Below are 23,997 nucleotides of genomic sequence, written 5' to 3'. Positions count from 1 at the left end.
GCACCGCGCCCTCGAGAGGCCGAGTGGAGGTTCTGCGCAGTGGGCAACCCGGCATGGATGCCGGGTTAGCCGCGCACGGCCATGGATGGCCGATCGCGGCGGGCCCACGGAGCAGGACCGGAGCGAGGGCATGCCGAGCCTGGGCGAGGCACCGAACGACAGGGGCAGAAGCCCTTGGTTACTTGGGGCTTTTCCAAGTGACCCGCCGTAAGGGCGGAACCCTAGGTGGCCGTCACCGCAGAAACGGATATGTACACCATCAAACTCGGGAAGATGTGACAACGATGATGCCGACTGACACTCCGTCTTCGCGAGCAAGCTCGCTCCTACAAGGGGGGGTGGTTACACTGAATCGAGCAACGCCTTGTGCGGCTTGCCGTCGCTATGGCAGATGACGCGGTTGCGGCCGGTGGTCTTGGCTTCGTAGAGGGCCTGGTCAGCGTCGTTGAGCCACAGGGTCGCGTCGTCGTGGGCCGGGTTGAAGGCCGCCAGGCCAATGCTCAAACTGACTTTCAGCGCCGGGTTCTGCTCATAACCCAACGTGGCGAAACGATCACGCAGCGCATCCATCGCCACGGCGGCACGGTCCAGTGGCAGGTCTGGCAACAGCACGCAAAATTCATCGCCGCCGTAACGCCCGGCGACATCGGTTGCCCGCAGATTCTGCTTGAGCATTTTGCTCAGTTTACGCAAGACGATGTCGCCCGCGACATGGCCATAGGTATCGTTGATGGTCTTGAAATGGTCGATGTCGATCAGCGCAATCGCCCCGCCTTGCTGCTGACGTCGGCAACGCTGAAATTCGACTTCCAGCTGATCTTTCCAGGCACCGTGATTCAGCAGGCCAGTCAGGCTGTCGGTGCGGCTCAGGGCCAGCAACTCGCGCTTGTGTTGGCCGAGGGTGTAGGCCTGACGGAAGCAGATCCAGCCCAGGGACAGCGGATAAATCGACAGCAAAGGCAAACAGGCGTACAGCTGAAGCGGATTGGTCTGCGGGACAAAAGCCGGCATGAACACCAGCAACCCCACGCCGATCCCTAGCATCTGCGCGACGGCGCCTACCAACAGAAAACGCAAACCGCCGATGGCCACGTTGTGCATCGCCATCATCGACAGCGTTGCCGCGCTGGGCAGCGGATTGAACTGCATGGCGGCCACCCAGAAACCGCCGAGAAACGCGTCCACCAGGATGTTGCGGTGCTCGGCGTGGTAAGGAATTTTCGCCCGGCGCGCCCATTGATAGGCTATATGCGGCCAGAGCAGCCCGTTGAGCAGCATCATCCCCCAGACCCAGGGCGCCGGGTCGAGTGGGTACATCCCTGCGCCGACGCACAATAACCCAAGGGCCAGCCCCAGGATTCGCGACGCATACAGCCTCCTGGCCAACGAAAGTCCCTTTCCTCCCTTTTTTTCCATAGAGGCCTCTGTACTGCTGAACGGAGCCTGACAACACACGGGTTGAAAAGTGTGTTTGAAGTCTATCAGGGCAACGGCAAATAGCCATCACCGGTTAGCGGTCTGAATTACCTGGCATCGCCATGAGGCGAGTGTCCAATGTTTGTCTATACATGAAGGGAGGGATCGATAAACAACCTGTCCTGATCATTGCAAAGGAATAGCCTGATGCTTTTGTTGGTTGTCACTATCGCCGTCTTCGTGGCCTGGAGCTGGTTGAGTTACCCGGCCATCGGTTACTGGCTCTATGACTTGAACATGGCGCTGGAGGCCCGGCTGTATCGGTTACACAAGATCGTCGTGCCGATCGCCGAAATGACCGTCTCGACCTGGCAAGGCGGGCCTTACGAAGCCTCCAGCAGTGTGCTGATGCTGCACGGCTGCAGCGCCGACAAGAACATCTGGCTGCGCTTTGCCCGGCACTTTGTCGATGACTACCGGGTGATTATTCCTGACCTCGCGGGGCATGGCGAAACCGGCTTCAAGGCCGGCGGTGGCTACGACATTCCGGTCCAGGCCAAACGGTTGATCCAGTTGCTCGATATCTGTGGAGTCGAGAAGGTGCACGTGATCGGCAACTCCATGGGCGGCTACATCGCGGCGTGGCTGGCGGCCACTTACCCCGAGCGCATTATCTCGCTGGCGCTGCTCGACCCAGCCGGCGTCACCGCCCCGGAGCTCAGCGACATGGAGCGACACCTGGCTCGCGGTCACAACCCGTTTTTGATTCATTCCCGTGAAGAATTCCAGTACTTCTACGCTATGACCATGGCCTCACCGCCCTGGGTGCCGGGGATCGTGCTGGACGCCGTCGCCCAGCGCTATGAACAGCAGCGCGACGAGCTGGAAGAAATCTTCAGGGACTTCCACGCCAGCCCGCCGATGGAGCCGAAACTGCCCGATATCAAGTGTCCGGCGCTGCTGCTGTGGGGGCGCAAGGACCGCTTGATCGACGTCAGCAGCGTACCGGTCTGGAGCAAGGGCATCGCCGACCTGCAGGTGGACATCTGGGACGGTGTCGGCCATATGCCGATGGTTGAGCAACCGGCCAATACGGCACGGTTGTACCGGGAGTTTTTGGAGACACATCGTTCATAAGCCCCCTGTAGCAGCTGCCTCGCAGGCTCGACAGCTGCTACAGAGATGTTTGGTAGATAATTCGGGGTGATGTTCAGCGATTCATACGAGGCGCGACGATGAACATTCTTTACGACGAACGCATCGACGGTGTTCTGCCGAACGTCGACAAGGCTGCGCTGCTCAAGGCCTTGCAGCAGGAGGTGCCGGACCTGGACATCCTCTGGCGCGAAGAAGAACTCAAACCGTACGAATGCGACGGTCTCTCGGCTTATCGCACCACGCCGATGCTGGTCGCCCTGCCCCGGCAGTTGGAACAGGTGCAGGCGCTGCTCAGGCTCTGTCATGCCCGCAACGTGCCGGTGGTGGCGCGCGGGGCCGGCACCGGGTTGTCCGGCGGTGCGTTGCCGTTGGACAAAGGCGTGCTGCTGGTGATGGTGCGGTTCAACAACATCCTGCACATCGACCCTGCCGCGCGTACCGCACGGGTTCAACCGGGGGTGCGTAACCTGGCGATTTCCCAGGCGGCGGCACCCTTCGGTCTGTATTACGCGCCGGACCCGTCCTCGCAAATCGCCTGCTCCATCGGCGGCAACGTCGCGGAAAACGCCGGTGGCGTGCATTGCCTCAAATACGGCCTGACCGTGCACAACCTGCTGAAACTCGACGTATTGACCCTTGAAGGCGAACACCTGACCCTCGGCGCCGATTCGCTGGACGCGCCGGGGTTCGATCTGCTGGCGTTGTTCACCGGCTCCGAAGGCTTGCTGGGGATCATCACCGAAGTCACGGTCAAACTGCTGCCCAAACCCCAGGTCGCCAAGGTCCTGCTCGCCAGTTTCGATTCTGTGGAAAAGGCCGGTCGCGCAGTGGCTGAGATCATCGCCGCCGGAATCATCCCCGGAGGCCTGGAGATGATGGACAACCTGGCGATCCGCGCCGCCGAGGATTTCATCCACGCCGGTTACCCGGTGGACGCCGAGGCGATCCTGCTGTGCGAACTGGACGGTGTCGAAGCCGATGTCCACGACGACTGCGAGCGAGTCCGCGAGGTGCTGCAACAGGCCGGTGCCAGCGAAGTGCGCCAGGCCCGGGACGAAGCCGAACGCGTGCGATTCTGGGCCGGGCGCAAGAACGCCTTCCCGGCGATTGGCCGCCTCTCGCCGGATTACTACTGCATGGATGGCACCATCCCCCGCCGCGAACTGCCCGGAGTGCTCAAGGGCATCGCCGATCTTGCACAAGAATACGGCTTGCGAGTGGCCAACGTTTTCCATGCCGGCGACGGCAATATGCACCCGCTGATTCTGTTCGACGCCAACCAGCCCGGCGAACTGGAATGGGCCGAAGCCCTCGGCGGCAAGATCCTCGAACTGTGCGTAAAAGTCGGCGGCAGCATCACCGGCGAACATGGCGTCGGCCGGGAGAAAATCAATCAGATGTGCGCGCAGTTCAACAGTGACGAATTAACCCTGTTTCATGCAGTGAAAGCCGCGTTCGACCCAAAGGGCCTGCTCAACCCTGGCAAGAACATCCCGACGCTGCACCGCTGCGCGGAATTCGGCGCGATGCACATCCACGCCGGGCAACTGCCATTTCCTGAGCTGGAGCGATTCTGATGCCGGACTTCGATGCCAGTGAAGCCCTGCTCGAGCAAGTCAAACAGGCGCGGGAGAACGCCACGCCACTGCGCATTCAGGGCGGTAATACCAAGGCGTTTCTTGGCCGTGAAGTGGCCGGAGAAATACTCGACACCCGCGCCCATCGCGGCATCGTCAGCTACGATCCGACGGAACTGGTGATCAGCGTTCGCGCCGGCACGCCGCTGAGCGAACTGTTTGCCGCACTGGACGCAGCGGGGCAAATGCTGCCCTGCGAGCCGCCATCGTTCGGCGAAGGCGCCACCGTCGGCGGGATGATCGCGGCAGGACTGTCCGGGCCGCGGCGCCCGTGGTCCGGTTCGGTGCGCGATTTTGTCCTCGGTACGCGGGTGATCAGCGGCCTCGGCACCCACCTGCGCTTCGGCGGTGAAGTGATGAAAAACGTCGCCGGCTACGACCTCTCGCGCCTGATGGTCGGCAGTTATGGCTGCCTCGGCGTGCTGACCGAAGTCTCGCTCAAAGTGCTGCCCAAACCCCGGCAATGCTTGAGTATCAGCCTGGACATCGACTGCGCCCGCGCCTTGGAAAATCTGGCGCAATGGGGCCAGCAACCACTGCCCATCAGCGCTGCCAGCCACGACGGTCAGCGTTTGTATCTGCGGTTGGAAGGCGGCGAAGGTTCGGTGACCGCCGCCCATCAACGGCTCGGCGGCAAACCGTTGGATTCCGATTATTGGGCCGACCTCAACGAACAACGACTAGACTTTTTTAATGAGGGCCTGCCGCTGTGGCGTTTGTCATTGCCCAACAACCTCGGGCCTCTGGACTTGCCCGGTGAGCAACTGATTGATTGGGGCGGCGCGCAACGCTGGTTGAAATCCGCGGCCGAGAACATTCAGTCGCGGGCCCATGAACTCGGCGGCCACGCCACCTGTTTCAGCCATGGCATCAGCGACACACCATTCCAGCCGCTGGCCCCGGCACTGCTGCGCTATCACCGGCAACTCAAGGCGCAACTGGACCCGCAAGGGCTGTTCAACCCTGGGCGGATGTACGCGGAATTCTAGTATGCAAACCAATCTCAGCGAACAGTCCAAACTACTGCCCCGCGCCGAAGAAGCGGACAAGATTCTGCGCACCTGCGTGCATTGCGGGTTCTGCAACGCCACCTGCCCGACCTACCAACTGCTGGGCGACGAACTGGACGGGCCGCGCGGGCGCATCTACCTGATCAAGCAAGTGCTCGAAGGCGCCCCCGCCACGGCCAAAGCCCAGTTGCACCTGGATCGCTGCCTGACCTGCCGCAACTGCGAAACCACCTGCCCGTCCGGGGTGGATTATCACAACTTGCTGGACATTGGCCGCGCCGTGATCGATCAAGCGGTGCCGCGCCCAGCCAGTCAGCGGTTGTTGCGCCAAGGGCTGCGGGCACTGGCGCCGAATCCGAATCTGTTCAGAACTTTGCTGCAAATCGGCGCCACATTCCGGCCGTTGCTGCCACGGGGCGTTGAGGCGAAGTTGCCCCACGACCTCCCCGCCGCAGGCGAGCGCCCTGCTCTTCGGCATGCTCGTCGGGTGCTGATCCTCGAAGGCTGCGTGCAACCCGGTCTGTCGCCCAATACAAATGCCGCGACCGCGCGGGTACTGGATCGGCTGGGGATCAGCGTGATCCCGGCGCCAGACGCCGGCTGCTGTGGCGCACTGGATTATCATCTCGACGCCCAAGCCATGGGCCTGGACCGCGCCCGACGTAACATCGACGCTTGGTGGCCGCACCTGGAAAACGGCGCCGAAGCCATCGTGCAAACCGCCAGCGGCTGCGGCGCGTTCATCAAGGATTACGGGCATCTGCTGGAGCGCGATCCGGTCTATGCGGCCAAAGCCCGGCGGGTCAGCGAACTCACCCTGGACCTGGTGCAAGTGTTGGCCGATGAACCTTTGGAACGGGTTTGCGCCGCCACCGACCGGCGGATCGCCTTCCACTGCCCCTGTACCTTGCAGCACGCGCAGAAACTCGGCGGCGCGGTAGAAGCCGTGCTGACCCGGTTGGGCTTCAATCTCACGGCGGTGCCCGACAGCCATTTGTGTTGCGGCTCGGCCGGCACCTATTCGATCACCCAACCGGAACTGGCCCGGCAACTGCGCGACAACAAACTCAACGCCCTGGAAAGCGGCCACCCCGAAGTGATCGCCACCGCCAACATCGGCTGTCAGAGCCACCTCAACAGCGCCGGACGAACGCCGGTCAGGCACTGGATCGAATTGGTGGACCAAGTGCTCCGTTGACCGAACAGCCTGCGTTGCAAGAACAGTCCTTGGCAGAATGAAGTTCGTCAGAAACTTCGTTTGTCGGCGCCGCCGAAGGCTGCGATCTTTTCCGGCATCCGTTACGTCACTGCGCCAGGAACTTTTTCATGAGCCATCCGAACTTCGTCAGCCCTGACCTGATCCGCCAACGCTTCTCCAAAGCGATGTCCGACATGTACCGCGAAGAAGTGCCGCTGTACGGCGCGCTGATGGAATTGGTGGAACAGACCAACCGCCACGTGCTGGACTGCGATCCGCAGATCGCCCGACAGTTGAACAGCACCGGCGAAATCCAGCGGCTGGACCTGGAACGCCACGGTGCAATCCGCGTCGGCACCGCCGCTGAACTGGCGACCCTCGCCCGCCTGTTTGCGGTGATGGGCATGCAACCGGTGGGCTATTACGACCTGACCCCGGCCGGCGTGCCGGTGCATTCCACCGCGTTCCGCGCCGTGCATGAGGCGGCGTTGCAGGTCAGCCCGTTCCGGGTGTTCACCTCGCTGTTGCGCCTGGAGCTGATCGAAGACGCCGAACTGCGGGCCTTTGCCCAGTCGGTGCTAGACACGCGCTCGATCTTCACCCCGGCGGCGCTGACCCTCATCGAACGCGCCGAAAACCAGGGCGGTCTGACCGAATACGAGGCGCAGGATTTCGTTTCACAAGCCCTGGAAACCTTCCGCTGGCACCACAGCGCCACCGTCACCGCCGAGCAATACCAGCAACTCAGCGCCCAGCATCGACTGATTGCCGACGTGGTGGCCTTCAAAGGCCCGCACATCAACCACCTGACACCACGCACCCTGGACATCGATATCGTGCAGGCGCAAATGCCTGCCCATGGCATCACCCCCAAAGCGGTGATCGAAGGCCCCCCCCGCCGTCAATGCCCGATCCTCCTGCGTCAAACCAGTTTCAAGGCGCTGGACGAGCCGATTGCTTTTACCGATCAAGCCGAAACCCGTGGCAGCCATAGCGCTCGCTTCGGTGAAATCGAGCAACGCGGTGCGGCGCTAACCCCTAAAGGCCGGGCGCTTTACGACCGCTTACTCAACGCTGCCCGCGATGAACTCAAGGATTTCCCCAACGAAGCCAACGCCGCACGCTACAACGCGCTAATGACGCAGCACTTCGGCGAATTCCCTGACACCCTCGAGGACATGCGCCAACAGGAACTGGCGTACTTTCGCTACTTCGTAACGGAAAAAGGCTTGGCGGCGGATGAACTGCAAGGCGCATCGCTGGAGGATTTGCTCAAAGGCGGCTATGTGCGGGTTGAACCACTGGTGTACGAAGACTTTTTGCCGGTCAGTGCGGCGGGGATTTTTCAGTCGAACCTGGGGGATGTCGCGCAAACCCGTTATGGCGTGCATTCGAACCGGCAAGCGTTCGAAAAGGCCTTGGGAAGGTCGACGATTGATGAGTTGGCGCTATATACCGAGACGCAGCGGCGGTCGATTGATGAGTGTTTTGCAGCACTGGGTTTGAACGTTTCTGATTAGGTGTTACGGCCACACGATGGAGCTGCCTTGCCAGCGAAAGCAGCCTCGCGTCCTGCACCGCCCATGAAAACGCCTTCGCCGGCAAGCCGGCTCCGGGTTCGGTGTCGTTTACAGTTCCTACGGGGTGGGCGGTGTTACAGCCAGGACTGACAGGTTCTAATCCGAAGTCAACGACTGCCTGGCGCGACGCGGCGCAATGACCGACCTCTCCTCAGTGTCGCGATGCAATAAGGAAACGTTGTAATCGTAGGTAGATATCAACGGTACCGGATCATCATTGCGCGACATCTTAAGCCATCGTCTTGTGCGTTCGATGTCAAAGAACTCGTTCCTGAACTTCATTTTTGCAACAAGGTTCGCCGAGACCCTGTAGCGTCCACATCCGGCCGAGCAAGCGATCTCTGACCAGTCTTCAGCCGCATGAACAGTGTTAGAGGCAGCCTGACAGATTAAGCACTTCATGTTCGATCTCCCTATCCTTGAATTACCAACTGTAGACGATCCGCGACCAAGGAACGTTCATCTGACAGAAAACCCGATCATCCCGTCGCGCCAACAGCAATGACCGCCTGGCCAGATATGAGCCTCGAAAGGTGAAGAGCCCAGCGCAATGGCTGGGCTCCGGTTATCTTCTGTTTTCCAGCATCTTGTCGGCGAGTGCTTTGGCCCTTTGGATTAACAGATTCTGCCTGTCTTCGTGGGTGGCTTCTCCTACCACCGGTGCCGTCAGATTGCTTTCCGCAATCAACGCGGCACAGAAGTATTGATCCCAAACAGCGCCTTGCTCCGACTCCTGTCTGTTCATTTGGTCGGCGATCATATGCGGCTCCTTTTGATGAGGTAGCTTTTTTAGTTTACGCCCGAATCGTGGACAACCCCTGTTGCGGAGGATGATCGGCATCTCATTGCAGTGCCCATCGCTGGCGACAAATCGTTTCCTCAACTAGGATTTTTATCGCACAGGACCTCGCCCACTGTGTTGTCGGGCGACTCATCAAAGGAGAGATAGATGACATCTACTCGTATTTCCGAGCAAACCTATCGTGGATGGTCCAACCCCATCTTGCTCGAGCTCAAGGAGAGAGAACATCAGCTAGACCCTTCGGCACGCCAGGCCCTGCAAAATGTCCTGGTAGAGAGAAGGCTTTTAAACACCGGAAACCCTTCTGGCAATGATCGGCGCAAGGCTGATCCGGCCATATAACGGCATCAAGCTTTCGTTCACCCACGCTGCTGGCGCTTTGCCGGCAGCGTGCTCATAAACAATCACCCAATTTCCAGACAAAAAAAAGCCCAGGCAGCTGATGGACGCCTGGGCTTCAAAAATGCATAAACCGTGGTGGTGAACGCGGGACGATATTACCTAAATGCATGACTTGTAACAAGATATTCTAACTCACTATCCAGTTACTAAATCTCCTAAGCCATTAAATATCCACACTATTTTTAAGTCATCTGCTGACTATTCCGCTACCGACACCATCGATTGCGATGGAAAAAGCGCCCCGTGCATCGCGCACCAACTCACGCCATTCGGCGTTGTTAATGAGCCCGGCGCCCGCCATTTCATCCGCCGCCTTCAGCAATTTATCGTAATGTTCTTCACAATCCATCCCGACCTCCGGCTCTCTCAAGAGTCGGTACCAGGCATCGAGGGCTGCCTTTTTTCGATCATCATTCATGGCCAAACTCCCAAGGATGTCAGCTCTTGGAAGTTGATTAAGGAATGGCCGTTCCTCGCTTCCGACATACGGCACAAGTCGATACCCACAAACGAAGCACGAACGAAGCGACCGTCTATAGAGGGGCTTCGCCCTGCCCCGGCTCGGGGCCCGAGCCGGAATCGGGATACGACCTCGCATTCAGGTACGTCATCCATCGCTCATACGCTTCATGCTGCCATTTCGTGACCCGCTCCCATTCCGGGCCGCTCAACTGATGGGCCGAGATCAGTTTCATCATTTCCGTGGTTGCCGCATCCAGATCAACGATCAGCTCATGTGCATGGTGTTTGAAATCATCGGTAGTCGTCATTTGAAATGGCCCCCTAGCGAATAAATCACTACCTCAATACGACAGCAGAGCTGTTCACTCTCATTAATTTTCCCGACCAGTGGAAGCACCTTCCATCCCTACCCTTTCACGCACACCACCTGACGCAAGGTGTGCAGCACTTCCACCAGATCACGCTGCGCGTACATCACTTTGTCGATGTCCTTGTAGGCCATCGGAATCTCATCGATGACCGCCGCATCCTTGCGGCACTCGACATGAGCAGTCGCGCGGATCTGGTCTGCAACGGTGAAGGTATTTTTGGCTTTGGTGCGGCTCATGGTCCGACCGGCACCGTGGCTGCACGAGCAGAACGATTGCTCGTTGCCGAGACCGCGAACGATGAAGCTTTTGGCGCCCATGGAGCCGGGAATGATCCCCAATTCGCCCTTCTTCGCCGACACCGCCCCTTTGCGGGTGACCAGAACGTCTTCACCGAAGTGCCGCTCTTTCTGCACGTAATTGTGGTGGCAGTTCACAGCCTCCAGCGCGACCTCGAAGGGTTTGCGAATCACTTGCCGCGCTGCCTGAATCACCGCCTGCATCATCAAGGCACGATTCTGCCGGGCGAAGTCCTGAGCCCAGCCCACCGCTTCGACGTAGTCATCGAAATGCCGGCTGCCTTCCTTGAAATAGGCCAGATCGCGGTCCGGCAGATTGGCGATGTGCTGGCGCATATCCGCCTGGGCCAATTGAATGAACAGGGTCCCAATGGCATTGCCAACGCCGCGGGAACCGCTGTGCAACATGAACCAGACGCAGTTGGCCTCGTCCAGGCATACCTCGATGAAGTGATTACCGGTACCGAGGGTGCCCAGGTGCTGACGGTTGTTGGTGCTGGCGAGTTTCGGGTATTTGTCGGTGATCGCCTTGAACCGTGAACTCAGCGCCGCCCAGGCCTGATCGGCCTGCTGTGGAACATGGTTCCAGGCCCCTTCATCGCGGCGACCACGGCTCAACGTGCGGCCATGGGGCACGGCCTTTTCGATGGCGCTGCGCAGGCCGTGCAGGTTGTCCGGCAAGTCGGCGGCGGTCAGTGAGGTGCGCGCGGCAATCATGCCGCAGCCGATGTCCACTCCCACGGCCGCCGGAATGATCGCGCCCATGGTAGGGATCACGCTGCCGATGGTAGACCCTTTGCCCAGATGCACATCCGGCATCACCGCCAGATGTTTGAAGATGAACGGCATCTTCGCGGTATTGATCAATTGCTGCCGGGCTTCGCTTTCAACCGGCACACCCTCGGTCCAGAGTTTGATCGGCTTGCCGTTGGCGACTTCCAGCAGTTGGTAGACAGGTTGTTGCATGATTTCGACTCTCTTGCGATCAGACGAACATAACGCTCCAGACAGGTAAATGGGACTACTATTTCGTAGCGGGGAATTGCAGGAGGTCATCATGTGGCTTAATGAATATGAACAGCAACTTCGGCGCGACCTGCAAGGTGTAGCCTCGGACCTGAGGTGGTCGGCGGTAGAGCTTTTGCGCATTGCAGAGCAGTTGCGTCTGGCCGGCAATGATGTGGACGCAGAGGCAACACTAAGACTGTGCGCATTGTTCCAGGGCGATGAAGAGCGACTGGCGGGCTATGCTGAAGAAGTAAAAGCAAAATCCATCAGTCGAATGAAAGCTCACTAGAGAGCGCTGCCATGAACAAGCGTCTATGCGCGCTGATCGCCGTGCTGGCGGCGTCAGGTGGCTGCAACACGGAATCACACATTTATCGAGACCAACCGCTGGTCGCCAAGGTCGAGACCGGCATGAGCAAGGATCAAGTTCAGCAGATTGGCGGCCAGCCTATATCGATAACAAAGCGCACGGTGGAGCCTGGTACCTGCTTCGATTACAAGCTGACCCAGGCCGGCCATCAGCAGCCGTACAACGTCAGCTTCGACGGCAAGGGCAAGGTCGACCACAAAAGTTTCATGACCTGCGCGCAATGGAGTCGTGCCCAACAAAAAGCCAGAGAATATTATTCCCCCTCTACGGGCGGGATGGGTGGCAGCGGTTACTGACCATGACCGACGGTTATCAAAAGCCCCGGCGTACCGGGGCTTCAAGCACACTATTGGTCTGATTTCCGGCTTTCTGATTTGTGGCTACGCGACGCTTTACCCGACCGGGCTCTGTAGGCGGGAAGCGAAGCCGCGTAGGCCAGTGCCTCCTCTCTGCTGCCAAAGGCACCAAGCCGGTCACCTTTGGTGCATACCCGCCAGGGGCCATTGTTCACGCTGAGTACGTCATAACCGTTCATGTGCATTTTGGTCAGCATCGGAACACTCATAGTCACCTCCATTTCGGCAGTGATAGTCCTGGATTCGACTCAACTACCTTACACCCGACCTCTGCTGAAGTGCCAACCAGACGTCGCGTCGGGATTCCGGCATCTCATCGCACTTTCAACCGCCCGTTTGACTCTAACCCTTGAAACAGACACCTAAACGGTTTGCGGTCTGAATATTGCATTTTTATGACTGTTTAATGACAGGCGGCAATCGGGTGATCCATGAAAGTACGCGCAACCATCATTTGCGAGCAGGATCGACATGTTCTCCTGGTGCGCAAACTTAAGGGCCGCTGGACCTTGCCCGGCGGAAAAATCGAGCCTGGCGAAACCGTTGCGGGCGCCGCCATACGCGAGCTTTACGAAGAAACAGGGCTTGGGGTCGACGGCCTGCTGTACCTGATGGAGTTGGAAACGGCCAGCACCCGGCACCATGTGTACGAGGCGTCGGTCGTCAACCAGGCAGAGGCTCGGCCTCTGAATGAAATCTTCGACTGCATCTGGCATCCGCTGGACACCGTCCACAACCTGAACACAAGCGACGCCACGCTCAGAATCGTCAAAGCGTTTCAGCGTCGCTTGTAGGTCACAGCTTCTCTATGCGTTAGCCAGTGCTGTCGCGGCCTTATCGATGAACGCGGCAATCTCGACCGGCATCGAGGCCCCAAAACCCATGAACCAGCACAATGGTGGGTTTGTCGCTCATCAGGATGGCTCCGCCTTATGGATAGTGTTTTTCGAACCTGTCAGCCCTGATCGCCGCCACCGACCGGCATGACCATGCCGGTGATGTAAGAGGCTTCGTCACTGGCCAGAAACAGGATAGCGCTTGCCTGCTCATCCAGCGTGCCGTAGCGCTTCATCAAACTGCTGTCGAGGGTCTGGTCGACGATCTGCTGATACCACAACTTTTCCTCGGCGCTTTGCTGCGCGGTGTTGCGCGGGATCAGCCGTGGCGGCGCCTCGGTGCCACCGGGAGCAGTCGCGTTGACCCGCACGCCACGACCGGCCGTTTCGAACGCCAGGCAAGCGGTCAGCGCATTGACCCCGCCCTTCGCCGCACCGTACGGCACGCGATTGACGCTACGGGTCGCAATGGACGAAACGTTGACGATGGCGCCGCTGCCTTGTTCGAGCATGAACGGCAGCGCGGCATGGCAACACCACAGTGTCGGGAACAACGAACGGCGAACTTCGGCTTCGATCTGCTGCTCTTCATAGTGTTCGAAAGGCTTGGCCCAAATCGTGCCGCCGACGTTATTGACCAACACATCGAGGCGATCAAAACGCTCGACAGCGGTACGCATCACGCGGCTGCATTCGCTGTATTGCTCAAGGTCGGCGGTCAGGGCAAGTACCTGGCTGCTCTGCCCCAATTCCTTCTGGAGTTCGAACACCAGATCGGAGCGATCGACCAGAATCAGTCGCGCACCTTCGGCGGCCATGCGTTCAGCCACACGCCGGCCGATGCCTTGGGCGGCACCGGTAATCAGCACAATTTTTTCATGGAATCGGTTCATACATACCTCGTGACGACGACCGTTTCCTGCATCGCTGCAGAAAATTTTTATGCCGCGCTGGCGGCAAATTTCTCGTAGTAGAAATTCACCGGTGCGATGCCTTGCTCGCGGATGAACTGGCTGACCGCTTCGACCATTGGCGGCGGGCCGCACAGGTAGACGTCGACGTCGCCATCGTTCAAGTGCCGTGGCTCGATGTGTTGGGTCACGTAGCCCTTGAGCGGGTGCCGGCTGTCGGGATTGGCCACGCAAGCGCTGAAGCTGAAATTCGGAATTCGTGCGGCGAAGGCTTCGAGTCGATCGAGTTCCACCAGGTCGAAATCGTTGGTCACGCCGTAGATCAAATGCAGCGGATGCTCGCTGCCCTGCTCGGCAATTTTTTCCAGCATCGCGGTGAACGGCGCCAGACCGGTGCCACCGGCCAGCAGCAACAATGGACGGCGGATGTCGCGCAGATAAAAGCTGCCCAACGGCCCGGCCAGGCTCATGCTGTCGCCGGCCTTGGCCATGCCGGTCAGGAAGCTGCTCATCAAGCCACCGGGCACGTTGCGAATCAGAAAGCTGACTTCGCCGTCCCGCTGCAACGAGCTGAACGAGTACGCGCGGGTCTGTTCACTGCCGGGAATTCCGAGGTTCACATACTGCCCCGGCAGGAATGCCAGTTTGCTCAGGGCCTCGCCCTTGATCGACAGCGCGATGGTGCTGTCGGATAACTGACGCACGGCACTGATGGTCGCGTCGTAACTGGCCTGACGGGTGCGGCAGACATCCGATGAGACCGGCACCCGCACCACGCAATCGCTCTGGGCACGCATCTGGCAGGTCAGGACAAAACCTTGCTCGGCCTCTTCAGGGCTGAGGGCGTCTTCGATGTAGTCCTCGCCCAAGTCGTAGCGGCCGGCCTCCGCGAAACATTTGCAGGTACCGCAGGCGCCATCGCGGCAATCCAGTGGAATATTGATGCCTTGGCGGTACGCGGCATCGGCCACGGTTTCCCCGGCATTGGCGTCGATGAAACGAGTGACGCCGTCTTCAAAATTGAACGCAATGGAATGAGTCATGACGGCCGCCTCAGAGGTGGTAAACATCAATGACCTGACGAACGTAATCGTTCTTCAAGATCACTTTCTTGGCTTTGATCAGCGGATTCTCACCGCGTACATCCAGGGTGTAGAAACTGCTGCCGAAATAGCTGTCGACGGTCTTGTAGCGAAAGCTCAGGGTGTGCCAGTTGAAGCGTACCTTGCACAGCCCGTCGGCCTGTTCGATCAGCTCGATGTTGCTGAGATTGTGCGAGGTGCGGGTGTCCGGCACGCTGGCACTTGAACGTTCGGTCTTGATGCGGAAGATGCGGTCTTCCAGGCCGGTGCGGTTGCCGTACCAGATCAGCGAGATTTCCCGCTGCGGGTCTTCGGTCAGCTCGTCGTTGTCGTCCCAGGACGGCATCCAGAAGGTTGCGTCCTGCGCGTACAACTCCAGCCAGTCGTCCCATTGTTTATCGTCGAGGTAGCGCGCTTCGCGATAGAGAAAATCGCGTACGGTGTCGTAGGTAATAGTCATTGCACGGCCTCCACTGCAATCAGTTCGGACTGTTCAGCGGCCAACGCCTTGAGCATCGTTTGCTGCCAATACTTGTGTTGCAGCACGAACAGGCCTTCGTCTTCGGTACGCACTCCGCTGAGCAGCGGGTGCAGGTCGATCTCTTTGGCCGCGTCATCGGCGCCTTCAACCCAATGTTCGGCGCCACGGGACATGTCGTTCCAGGCGGTGACGCTGCCCTGGTAACCCGTCTGGCAGGAACGAAACTCTTCCAGATCGTCCGGGGTGGCCATGCCGCTGACGTTGAAGAAATCCTCATACTGACGAATCCGGCTCGAGCGGGCGTGATCGCTTTCGCCTTTGGGGGCGATGCAGTAAATGGTGATTTCGGTGCGGTTGACCGAAATCGGCCGGGCGATGCGAATCTGCGAGCTGAACTGGTCCATCAGATAGACGTTGGGGTACAGGCACAGGTTGCGCGAGTTCTCGATCATCCAGTCGGCGCGGGCCTGGCCGAAGTCCTGGGCCAACTCGTCGCGACGCTCGTACAGCGGCCGGTCCTCGGGGTTGGCCCAACGGGTCCAGAGCAACATATGGCCCTTGTCGAAGGAATAGAAACCACCGCCCTGCTTGGCCCAGCTGCCGGCGCTCATGGTCGGATTACAATCGCCGGCTTCGCGTTGCTTGCGCTGGTTCTGGGTGGCTGCGTAGTTCCAATGCACCGAGCTGACGTGATAACCATCGGCACCGTTTTCGGCGGTGAGTTTCCAGTTGCCTTCATAGATATAACTGGAGGAACCGCGCAGCACTTCCAGGCCATCGGCGGACTGGTCGACGATCATGTCGATGATCTTCGCCGACTCGCCCAAGTGCTCTACCAACGGCACCACGTCGGCCTTGAGGCTGCCGAACAGGAAACCGCGATAGGATTCGAAGCGCGCGACCTTGGTCAGGTCGTGGGAGCCTTCGCAATTGAAGCTCGCCGGGTAGCCGGCTGCCGCAGGGTCCTTGACCTTGAGCAGCTTGCCGGAATTATTGAAGGTCCAGCCGTGGAAGGGGCAGGTGTACGAGCTCTTGTTGCCGGTCTTGTGCCGGCAAAGCATTGCGCCACGGTGACTGCACGCATTGATAAAGGCGTTCAACTCACCGTCCTTGTTGCGCGCGATGAAGATCGACTGACGCCCCATGGTGGTGGTGTAGAAACACCCGTGACTTTATCGAAATCGACGGATACCCGAAGATTTCTAAAAAATGGACATCATGGGACACCAATTTTCAGCTGCCGGGATTAGGGCATGGAAACACCTTAATCGTGAGCATGGATTAAGGGCCTGATTTCTTACCTTGGAGTGGCAAGCACAGCCACTCGAACAACATCTGTAGAAGTGGAAGAATCAAGCATGTTGCCCGTATGAGGGCGCAGCTAAGCTATTTGGGTGTACCAATGCCTGATAAGCCAAACCAATATCCGCTGAGCTCCGGCCAGCTGTGTCTACCCTTTCCACACAAAACTGGTCATAAAGAGCCGTCAATTGGATGTCACTGCTAGGTGGTAAATCCCATCCGCAAAGCTATTGTTAGAAACTGCTTTGCAGCAGCGCGGCAGCACTTAAGACACCTCCCGCTTACACAGCGATGTTTCCTGATCCAAGCTTGGCATGCGCAGTACAGAGCTTCGCTTGAGCGACTTCGGAATGCCCTCTTTCATTCAGTTGCTTTGTGAGTCGCGCTTACTGATGGTCTCCAGCTACGAACCCATGAATCGCCGAACAGACGAAGCGGCCCCGAAATTGAGCCCAAGCCAGATGTCACCAAACCAACCCACTTGCGTGACGTGCGATCAATCACCCAGAAGGCGTTTACACGCGTTCCAGCATTAGGCAATGGAGAAGATCGCCGTTTACCAGCTCTAGCCTGGAAAACAGAAAACGGCGACTAAATCACGCGATCTAGGCTGAAGGTGACTTGAGTGTCGTTGTCGTCCTCGCAGCAACGGCCTTCCACTTCGAGAAGCGAAACATACAAGCGGGTTCAAAGTAGCCATTCCCTCATCATCGGCGCGACACGTTGAACGAAATTGATCCAGTGTTCTGCATAGAGTTGTGATCTTGCATCACATCCTCGCCCCCCACACACCCTTTGAAGGCGGGGCCAGGATTTGACGGCCGTGATGAGATCAACAAGGGCCCGACGGAAGCTGTGGGCAATGACTCGGTATCCCATGCTTTGACCAAGCAATAAGAGTCGTCCAGTTCGACTCGCCTCAATTCAGGCATTTCCGTCCAGATTCCGAAATAACATTTGCGAGAGATATCCGCGAACCACACCTATACCTCCGACCGGGAGGGTCTTCGGCACACAACACGAAGCAAGGGCGAATATCCCTCTGGAACCAGCGATTGAAGCGTGCCGCCCGAGTACCCTCCACCCTGCATTGCTCTCAGTCAGGCCATAGTTTTCTGGGGAGAAATAGATCTCTACCGTGTGCGGGCCCGCACGAAAACACGCCATTAGCCGATCGTCCACCAGAAAAATTCGACCGTTCATCTGACAAAACCGATCAACTTCAAACGGTTTAGCAGTCGGGTAAATTCACGCAACAATATAAACACAACGTAAATTAAAAATTTAAGCCGCGTCAATAAACCACTAATAAATAAGCCCGCCCATAGCGGGCGCCAGCAATTTCGGCTCACCCCTAAGGACAGAAGCATTACGCAATAACTCAAACAACCTAGACATATATTGTCAATATACGACAACTAAACCAAACCAAACAACAATAGCAACTGACGAGTATAAGTTTTGAATACTTTTAATAGGTATTGACAGAACTTTCACCGCTATCCAAAATCCAGCCCGAATCAAAGGCCGACATCAAAAATGCTGCCGAATCTAGACGACAAAGACCGACTAAATCCAACATGGCTGGTAAATTTACATACACGGTTCTACCACGCGTAACGCTTTTTGAAAAAACCTCAGACCTTTACGTACTTGGGAGCATCGACACTGACTGTTCTGAAAAAAACGCACGCGAGAGCAATTACAAAACACAGTCAATAGAAGATGAGAATGGAAGAACCATACTCCACAACATACCGGTGATACTAAATCCAGATGGCTCCATTTGGAAACATGGCTCTCTTTACATACTTTCAAGAGCAATGTGTTACGACCCAGTCGGGGATCAAACACTGAAGACATACGCCAAAAATCTGGTTGACTTCAGAAATACATTAGCTGCAAGCAATGTTGATTATTTGAGCACGCCTTTGAGAAGACATTGGCGACCCACGTATTTCTACAAATCGGAACTTTACGAAAAAACACAGCAAAATACCCTTGGAATACGTACTGCGAATGGAAGGATCGGAACGGTAATTGGTTTATATCGCTACTTAAAACTAAGACACGACTTTCATCCAACTCAAAACCTGTGGGAAGAGAAACAGAAGAAAATTCATTTTACGAACAGCAAAGGATTCCAGCAAGACCGAACTGTTATTGTAACAGACCTCAAAATAAAATATTCAGAGGAAATTCCATCAGGAGAATACATAATTGACGGCGGAAAACTCATTCCCTATGACGAAGATCAACAAAAAGCCTTAATCAAAGTTTTATTCAAAACTAAGAATACAGAAATTATACTTGGGTCGTTGATTGCAATCACTAGCGGAGCAAGGTTACAAACCGCCTTCACACTTAGACATGAAAACATACAAGACCCGAAAAAAATAAAAGGGAAAGAAGTTTCAATATTGATAGGACGAGGTACTAATGTCGACAATAAATTCAATAAAAAAATGCACATCTACATTCCGGCATGGCTGAACAGCCTAATTTATACATATATACACTCCGCCCGACATAAAGAGAGGTGTGATCGATTTGATAAATCCCATGGAGAGTCTCAATATATTTTCCTGACCCAACACGGCAATCCTTTCTACATATCCAAAAAGGACGAAAGAAGAGGCGCCGATGCTCCGATCCAAGATGGATACTCAATACGGCAGTTTGTTCACAAAAGCCTAGCTCCTATTTTGGAGTCAGAAGGAGCTACCTTTAAATTTCGTTTCCACAATCTTAGGGCTACCTTCTGCATGAATCTCCTAGAAGACAAGTTAAGACAACTGTCAAAACCTCAGAACACAACCAACATAATGCTGGTTTTAGGATTCGTGCAAAAAAGGATGGGACATAAAGATATAGCTACAACGGAACGCTACTTGAGATATAAGCATGAAAAAGCGCTAGCTGTTTCAGCACAGAGCGAATTTGAGACACATCTTCAAGCAATGGCGCAATCGTATAGCTTCCAGTAGCAGAGACCAAATGGAAAACAAAGCATTACATGTATTAGAAATTGGCAAACTTTCTTTAGTTAAAGCCCAGCAAGAAATTGATGCGCACGGGGCTGAAAACATTGCTTTCCGAATGGGACGAGGCGAAATTATTCATATCGGTGCACTGTGCTACAGAAAGAGACGTAAAACTAGAAATTCAGCCATATATGAAATTTTACCCACTGACCTAGACGCTAATAGAGTGAAAGCGATCACTGCATGGGCGATAGAATCGATCACCGACATAAAAACAGGGAACTTACGAGAAAAAACATTTACATCTTATGCCGGCGTTATCTTTCAACTGGTTAGGGAAAGCGAACGTAAAGATCATGACGATCTATTCCATTCCGAGGAAAAATATCAGCAAGCTTATGATTCATTCGCAGAGGCTACTTATGAAAAACTCTTAAAAGGAACCAATAAAGCTCATACAGCTCGGATAAAACAATCATACCCCTTAGCCGCAGCGTATAAGTTTTTCCCGGATAGCGAATACATTTTCACTCCGCCAAAAAATAGAGTTTCAACACGCTCCCAGCAAACGAAAGGCACCGAAATCCCATTAGATTCAGAGGTTGCACACGCAACATCTTCTTGCTCAGCGCTGTTTCACCAATTAACAGATGCATTGATCAACAGGACAAAATATCCTTTTCAAATAAACTTTCAAAATCACGACATATGGATTGTCCCCAACAAAGATTTCTGCAAACCGAATGGCTTTGAATCTTCGGGAACATCAAAAAGCGGTTGGAACTATGAAAAAGGAACCGTTGCCTTATCAGTAGAAAGGCCTATAGGGCCCAGATTAACAGCTCTTGAGAGGGAGAACAGATGTGCAGAACTGAAAATCAAAGGACATCACCATCATGAGCTTTCTAGGTGGGCGCATAATTGTTTCCTTCATATATTTGTAGCAAACACAGGAATTAATGAAGACCAAATTATTGATCTCGAATGGGATTCCGGCTCTTACGAGATAATTCCACACCTACAAGGTTTTCGTACTATAAAGTGGCGCGCAGGAAACAAAGTACAAAGCTTCATCATAACAACAAACTTCGTTAAAGACTTTGAGAAATACTTACAACTTAGAGAATACATTCTCGACGGATCTAAGTTTAATACGCTATTCATAACCATCCCTCTTAAAAATCGACAAAAAGGAGTAAAGCCCCTTCAAGTTGGAGCGCTAACCAAATTACAAATAGCGTTTCGGCAGCGTTTTGACTCGAAGTACCCTTGCCTAGGATATAGAAAGCTTAGGCTTTACAAATATAATTATTTGCTCACGAATTATGGAATAACTGTAGCCAGCCAACTTATGCAGAGCAGCTTAGGCACAATTGCCAAAGCGTACTCCTCAGCAGAGGAAGGTAAAGCGACTGTAGAGATATCTGCGTTCTACAATTTATTTTCGGAGACTGTCTGCAAGTACCAGGAAAGCACCCCAGTGGGACATTGTACTGAGCCCGGCAACCCATCCACTCAATTAATTGATATTGCTGAAGTATCCACGACAGATTGCAAAGACTTTATTACTTGCCTCTTCTGCAAAAATTTTGTAGCGCACGCCACTGAGACAGACGCGAGAAAACTGGTGAGCTTGAAATATTTTCTTAATGAAATCAAAACAGCATCAGTTTCTAGTGACGAATTCGAAAAAATAAATGGGCCCACTATCAACAAGATAAATCAAATACTCAAAGAACTCAAAGGCGCTTCTGAACAGTTTGAAGAAATTCTTGCTGAAGTACAGGAGACAGTACACAACAACGAACAGCTTTCTGACTACTGGGGAGCTTTATTGGACAAATTTGTCAACTTTGGCGGAATAAAATGAATAGCACTGTACAGATTATCAATAACCAGCCGCAAGATGCATATTTGGGTATTCCGCTTTCCGAAATTACTCCGCTTACAGTAATTAGCCGAAACTCAAAGGACGAGCCGCTTTCAGTCGTTAGCGACAATCTGTGGAAACTTCCGCAAATCAAAGGACATGCGAGATCAGGAGACAAAATTAACTTCTCTAAATTCGCAGCATTTAACCAAATAGACGAAACAAATTTATATACCACCAAATTACTAATGATTGTAATGATTTTTCGACCATCGAAGCGCACCGGAACGTATCCCAGTCACGATAAAGTCGCCTTGGCGCTCACTGGAATATATAAACTATACTGCCATGCTCAAGCCCACAATATCACCCTGGATGCTATGCTTAACGACCATGTACAGATGGTCAAGTTTATCTCCGCGTCCAACTCATTGAACTACCTGAGGAACATACAAGCAATTTTCAACAGAATTATTGCCGAAAATTTCTTTACTATTTCGCCAAAAATAATGAGGATTTTTGAACGAGCCATTAAAGAGGCAAATGACGAATCCGAGCAACACCCGGTTATTCCAGGAGCAATTTTGTTAAAGAAAACAACCAATTACATTAACACAATTAAAGAATACAACAAAAATATGACAGGGATTGAACTACTGGTAGAACGCGTATCAAAGAACCCCTGCTACGGACGGATGAAACGCAAACCACGTAACGCTAATGAATGCAGAGTATCATTTGAAACCGCGATGCATGAATGCGGACTAAATGAACTCATGAAAACAAACGACATGAAACAAATATCATCCCTGTGCAACTTCATAAAATGTTGTTACTACGCTGCAAAAATGTTGATTCACATTTACACTGCCATGCGTGAAACGGAGGCTTATTTACTTGAAGAAGGCTGCGTAGACCGCCTGACTAAAACAGCTTACATTGTTAAGGGACTTACGGTAAAACTCACCAAAGAACCGAGACCTGCAAACTGGATTACATCCAAAGAAATTCTTTTGCCATATAACCTAGCCATAAATATAACTAAAATGGTTAAAAAATTTGGCCCCGACCATATCAAAAGTTCCAAACTTTTATTTTTGTCAGCGACATATTTACCAATATCAAATCAGTACAAAAGAATTATTAAATCAAAAAAGTTAACTCAGGCATCTCTCACCCCATTTATTCTCGAAAAATACTTTCCTCAAAGCGTCATCACTGAGAGAGACTTCGAAGAGCTTCTGATGCTCGATCCACTGAGAGAATGGCAATCACAAGAGAATTTCCAACCCGGACAAATTTGGCATTTAACGACCCACCAGTTTAGACGATCAATGGCTGTATACGCAGCTCAAAGCGGCCTGGTTTCACTACCTTCACTGAAGCGCATGTTGCAACATACACTGTTGCAGATGTCGCTCTATTACGTGAAGGGGTTTGCGACTGCCAAATATCTGTTTAACGTGGACAACCCAGATGTGGTTGCATTTTTCAAAACTCAACAACCTAATGCGGAAGCGAGTTTGTTTCTCAAGGACGTGATCTTAGAAGAAACGAAGCTCCATGGTGCTGCGGGCATATGGAGTGACAGAAATCGGAAGACAAATTACTTAGCCAATATCAGAACTTCGTTTGCAGATACGCTCGATAAAGTCAAACGAGGATTGATGTCCTACAAGGAAACCATTTTGGGTGGATGCATGAAAGTAGGCGAATGTTATGAGCGCGCTCATCATAACTTCGTGGCCTGCCTGACCTGCGTCGGTGCTTGTATAAAGGAAAGCAAATTAGACACGACGATCAGCTCACAAACTCAAGTTATTAAATCTCTTGAAGAGGGCACATTTGCATACAATACTGAAATGATCAAATTAGAAATGCTATTTACTTTCAAAAATAAAATCCTGGAGACCGCTTGATGTCAGACCTCATAGCCGAATACGAAAATGCTCTCAATCGCCTGATTGAAGGTCAACCTACTCGCGTTCCCGCAGGAACTAAAATCACTAAAAACTCAGTTGCGCTTGAGGCGGGTCGTGGAAAGGGATCAATAAGAAAGGATCGTGAATGCTTTGACGGGCTAAATGTTAAAATTGATGCAGGTGCAAAAAAACAAAAACAACAGTTAATTACTTTTACGCCGAAAAATATTGACGTAGCCAGCAATAAAAACGACAAAGTCTTATATCAACAAAGCTTAGCACGAGAACTAATGCTCATCCGACAAATCGACAACCTCGAACGTAACCTGTCGGAAATTGGCAACGTTAAACCTTTCAAACCAAAACTAAGTTGATTTTAACTACTAGCACTTTATCTTTCGCCAAACTAATTCATTGGGAGTCACGCCCCGCAGAGTATTGAACAGCCTTTGAAGCTGCCTTCATAGACTGCTTAATGCGGTTGTAAGATACGGATAGGCATTGCCCGCATTTCGCCATCCTCTCATGCTTAACCAGGTGATT

General features: G+C 54.1%; 22 protein-coding genes and 1 pseudogene. 13 read left to right on the top strand and 10 right to left on the bottom strand.

Annotation, left to right across the window (positions count from 1 at the left end; translation table 11 throughout):
* Positions 1-342 precede the first annotated feature (342 nt).
* Positions 343-1,416 (bottom strand): diguanylate cyclase, encoded by a 1,074-nt coding sequence (locus CKW20_RS22350; RefSeq protein ID WP_095054816.1) that lies wholly within the window; start codon positions 1,414-1,416, stop codon positions 343-345.
* A gap of 207 nt (positions 1,417-1,623) precedes the next feature.
* On the opposite strand from CKW20_RS22350, the gene CKW20_RS22345 reads away from it, so the two are divergent.
* The 5 genes from CKW20_RS22345 (at position 1,624) to CKW20_RS22325 (ending at position 7,939) form a co-directional block, all read left to right on the top strand.
* Entirely contained in the window at positions 1,624-2,553 is a 930-nt protein-coding gene (locus tag CKW20_RS22345) for an alpha/beta fold hydrolase (protein ID WP_095054815.1), read from the top strand.
* Between the two features lie 98 nt (positions 2,554-2,651).
* Positions 2,652-4,151 carry a glycolate oxidase subunit GlcD gene (gene glcD / locus CKW20_RS22340; protein WP_095054814.1) on the top strand — a complete coding sequence of 500 codons (1,500 nt, stop codon included), beginning with the start codon at positions 2,652-2,654 and terminating at the stop codon, positions 4,149-4,151.
* A complete protein-coding gene (gene glcE, locus CKW20_RS22335) occupies positions 4,151-5,200 on the top strand; it encodes a glycolate oxidase subunit GlcE (protein WP_095054813.1) in 1,050 nt (349 codons plus the stop codon). The genes glcD and glcE overlap by 1 nt, the downstream gene beginning before the upstream one ends.
* A 1-nt stretch (position 5,201) precedes the next feature.
* The gene (gene glcF / locus CKW20_RS22330) at positions 5,202-6,419 is read left to right on the top strand and encodes a glycolate oxidase subunit GlcF (RefSeq protein WP_095054812.1); all 1,218 of its coding nucleotides are present in this window, start codon (positions 5,202-5,204) and stop codon (positions 6,417-6,419) included.
* A 128-nt stretch (positions 6,420-6,547) separates the two neighbouring features.
* Positions 6,548-7,939: a VOC family protein gene (locus tag CKW20_RS22325; protein ID WP_095054811.1), complete on the top strand. Its 1,392-nt coding sequence runs from the start codon at positions 6,548-6,550 to the stop codon at positions 7,937-7,939.
* A gap of 625 nt (positions 7,940-8,564) precedes the next feature.
* Here CKW20_RS22325 and CKW20_RS22315 read toward each other — a convergent pair.
* Positions 8,565-8,759, bottom strand: coding sequence for a hypothetical protein (locus CKW20_RS22315; RefSeq protein ID WP_007895586.1), 195 nt, complete (start codon positions 8,757-8,759; stop codon positions 8,565-8,567).
* 189 nt (positions 8,760-8,948) lie between these two features.
* Here CKW20_RS22315 and CKW20_RS29985 point away from each other — a divergent pair, with 189 nt between their 5' ends.
* A complete protein-coding gene (locus tag CKW20_RS29985; protein ID WP_095054809.1) occupies positions 8,949-9,143 on the top strand; it encodes a hypothetical protein in 195 nt (64 codons plus the stop codon).
* A gap of 247 nt (positions 9,144-9,390) precedes the next feature.
* On the opposite strand, the gene CKW20_RS22305 is transcribed toward CKW20_RS29985, so the two are convergent.
* From CKW20_RS22305 to CKW20_RS22295, 3 genes are all read right to left on the bottom strand, one after another.
* Positions 9,391-9,621 carry a hypothetical protein gene (locus CKW20_RS22305; protein WP_095054808.1) on the bottom strand — a complete coding sequence of 77 codons (231 nt, stop codon included), beginning with the start codon at positions 9,619-9,621 and terminating at the stop codon, positions 9,391-9,393.
* Positions 9,622-9,736: 115 nt separating this feature from the next.
* Positions 9,737-9,973: a hypothetical protein gene (locus tag CKW20_RS22300; RefSeq protein WP_095054807.1), complete on the bottom strand. Its 237-nt coding sequence runs from the start codon at positions 9,971-9,973 to the stop codon at positions 9,737-9,739.
* Between the two features lie 98 nt (positions 9,974-10,071).
* Positions 10,072-11,298 (bottom strand): RtcB family protein, encoded by a 1,227-nt coding sequence (locus tag CKW20_RS22295; RefSeq protein ID WP_095054806.1) that lies wholly within the window; start codon positions 11,296-11,298, stop codon positions 10,072-10,074.
* A gap of 91 nt (positions 11,299-11,389) precedes the next feature.
* Between CKW20_RS22295 and CKW20_RS22290 the strand changes: the two genes are divergently transcribed.
* Positions 11,390-11,629 carry a hypothetical protein gene (locus CKW20_RS22290; protein WP_095054805.1) on the top strand — a complete coding sequence of 80 codons (240 nt, stop codon included), beginning with the start codon at positions 11,390-11,392 and terminating at the stop codon, positions 11,627-11,629.
* 11 nt (positions 11,630-11,640) lie between these two features.
* The gene (osmE, locus tag CKW20_RS22285; RefSeq protein WP_095054804.1) at positions 11,641-12,006 is read left to right on the top strand and encodes an osmotically-inducible lipoprotein OsmE; all 366 of its coding nucleotides are present in this window, start codon (positions 11,641-11,643) and stop codon (positions 12,004-12,006) included.
* Positions 12,007-12,056: 50 nt separating this feature from the next.
* Here the strand turns inward: osmE and CKW20_RS29980 are convergent, their stop codons facing one another.
* On the bottom strand, positions 12,057-12,275 hold the full coding sequence (locus tag CKW20_RS29980) for a DUF2188 domain-containing protein (protein ID WP_095054803.1): 219 nt from the start codon (positions 12,273-12,275) through the stop codon (positions 12,057-12,059).
* A 222-nt stretch (positions 12,276-12,497) separates the two neighbouring features.
* Here CKW20_RS29980 and CKW20_RS22275 point away from each other — a divergent pair, with 222 nt between their 5' ends.
* Positions 12,498-12,860: an NUDIX hydrolase gene (locus CKW20_RS22275; protein ID WP_095054802.1), complete on the top strand. Its 363-nt coding sequence runs from the start codon at positions 12,498-12,500 to the stop codon at positions 12,858-12,860.
* Between the two features lie 161 nt (positions 12,861-13,021).
* On the opposite strand, the gene CKW20_RS22270 is transcribed toward CKW20_RS22275, so the two are convergent.
* The 4 genes and pseudogenes from CKW20_RS22270 to benA form a co-directional block, all read right to left on the bottom strand.
* A complete protein-coding gene (locus CKW20_RS22270; protein WP_095054801.1) occupies positions 13,022-13,795 on the bottom strand; it encodes a 1,6-dihydroxycyclohexa-2,4-diene-1-carboxylate dehydrogenase in 774 nt (257 codons plus the stop codon).
* 47 nt (positions 13,796-13,842) lie between these two features.
* Positions 13,843-14,856, bottom strand: a complete 1,014-nt coding sequence (benC, locus tag CKW20_RS22265; RefSeq protein WP_095054800.1) for a benzoate 1,2-dioxygenase electron transfer component BenC — start codon at positions 14,854-14,856, stop codon at positions 13,843-13,845.
* Between the two features lie 10 nt (positions 14,857-14,866).
* The gene (gene benB / locus CKW20_RS22260) at positions 14,867-15,355 is read right to left on the bottom strand and encodes a benzoate 1,2-dioxygenase small subunit (protein WP_095054799.1); all 489 of its coding nucleotides are present in this window, start codon (positions 15,353-15,355) and stop codon (positions 14,867-14,869) included.
* Positions 15,352-16,536, bottom strand: a pseudogene (benA, locus tag CKW20_RS22255) (benzoate 1,2-dioxygenase large subunit); the annotation flags it as partial. The pseudogene benA and the gene benB, both read right to left, overlap by 4 nt.
* 1,722 nt (positions 16,537-18,258) lie before the next feature.
* Here benA and CKW20_RS22250 point away from each other — a divergent pair.
* From CKW20_RS22250 to CKW20_RS22235, 4 genes are read left to right on the top strand one after another with little or no spacing between them, the layout of a single operon-like run.
* On the top strand, positions 18,259-19,665 hold the full coding sequence (locus tag CKW20_RS22250; RefSeq protein ID WP_095054798.1) for a site-specific integrase: 1,407 nt from the start codon (positions 18,259-18,261) through the stop codon (positions 19,663-19,665).
* A 10-nt stretch (positions 19,666-19,675) separates the two neighbouring features.
* Entirely contained in the window at positions 19,676-21,532 is a 1,857-nt protein-coding gene (locus CKW20_RS29335) for an integrase (protein WP_141228976.1), read from the top strand.
* A complete protein-coding gene (locus CKW20_RS22240; protein ID WP_095054796.1) occupies positions 21,529-23,451 on the top strand; it encodes an integrase in 1,923 nt (640 codons plus the stop codon). The genes CKW20_RS29335 and CKW20_RS22240 overlap by 4 nt, the downstream gene beginning before the upstream one ends.
* On the top strand, positions 23,451-23,828 hold the full coding sequence (locus tag CKW20_RS22235; RefSeq protein ID WP_095054795.1) for a hypothetical protein: 378 nt from the start codon (positions 23,451-23,453) through the stop codon (positions 23,826-23,828). Before CKW20_RS22240 ends, CKW20_RS22235 begins: the two co-directional genes overlap by 1 nt.
* Positions 23,829-23,997: the final 169 nt, after the last annotated feature.

Origin of the sequence: Pseudomonas sp. Irchel s3b2 (assembly GCF_900187445.1) — a bacterium.
Classification (GTDB): Bacteria; Pseudomonadota; Gammaproteobacteria; order Pseudomonadales; family Pseudomonadaceae; genus Aquipseudomonas.
Note: the sequence above shows the minus strand (reverse complement) of the source record. Positions and strands in the feature narration are given on the sequence as shown.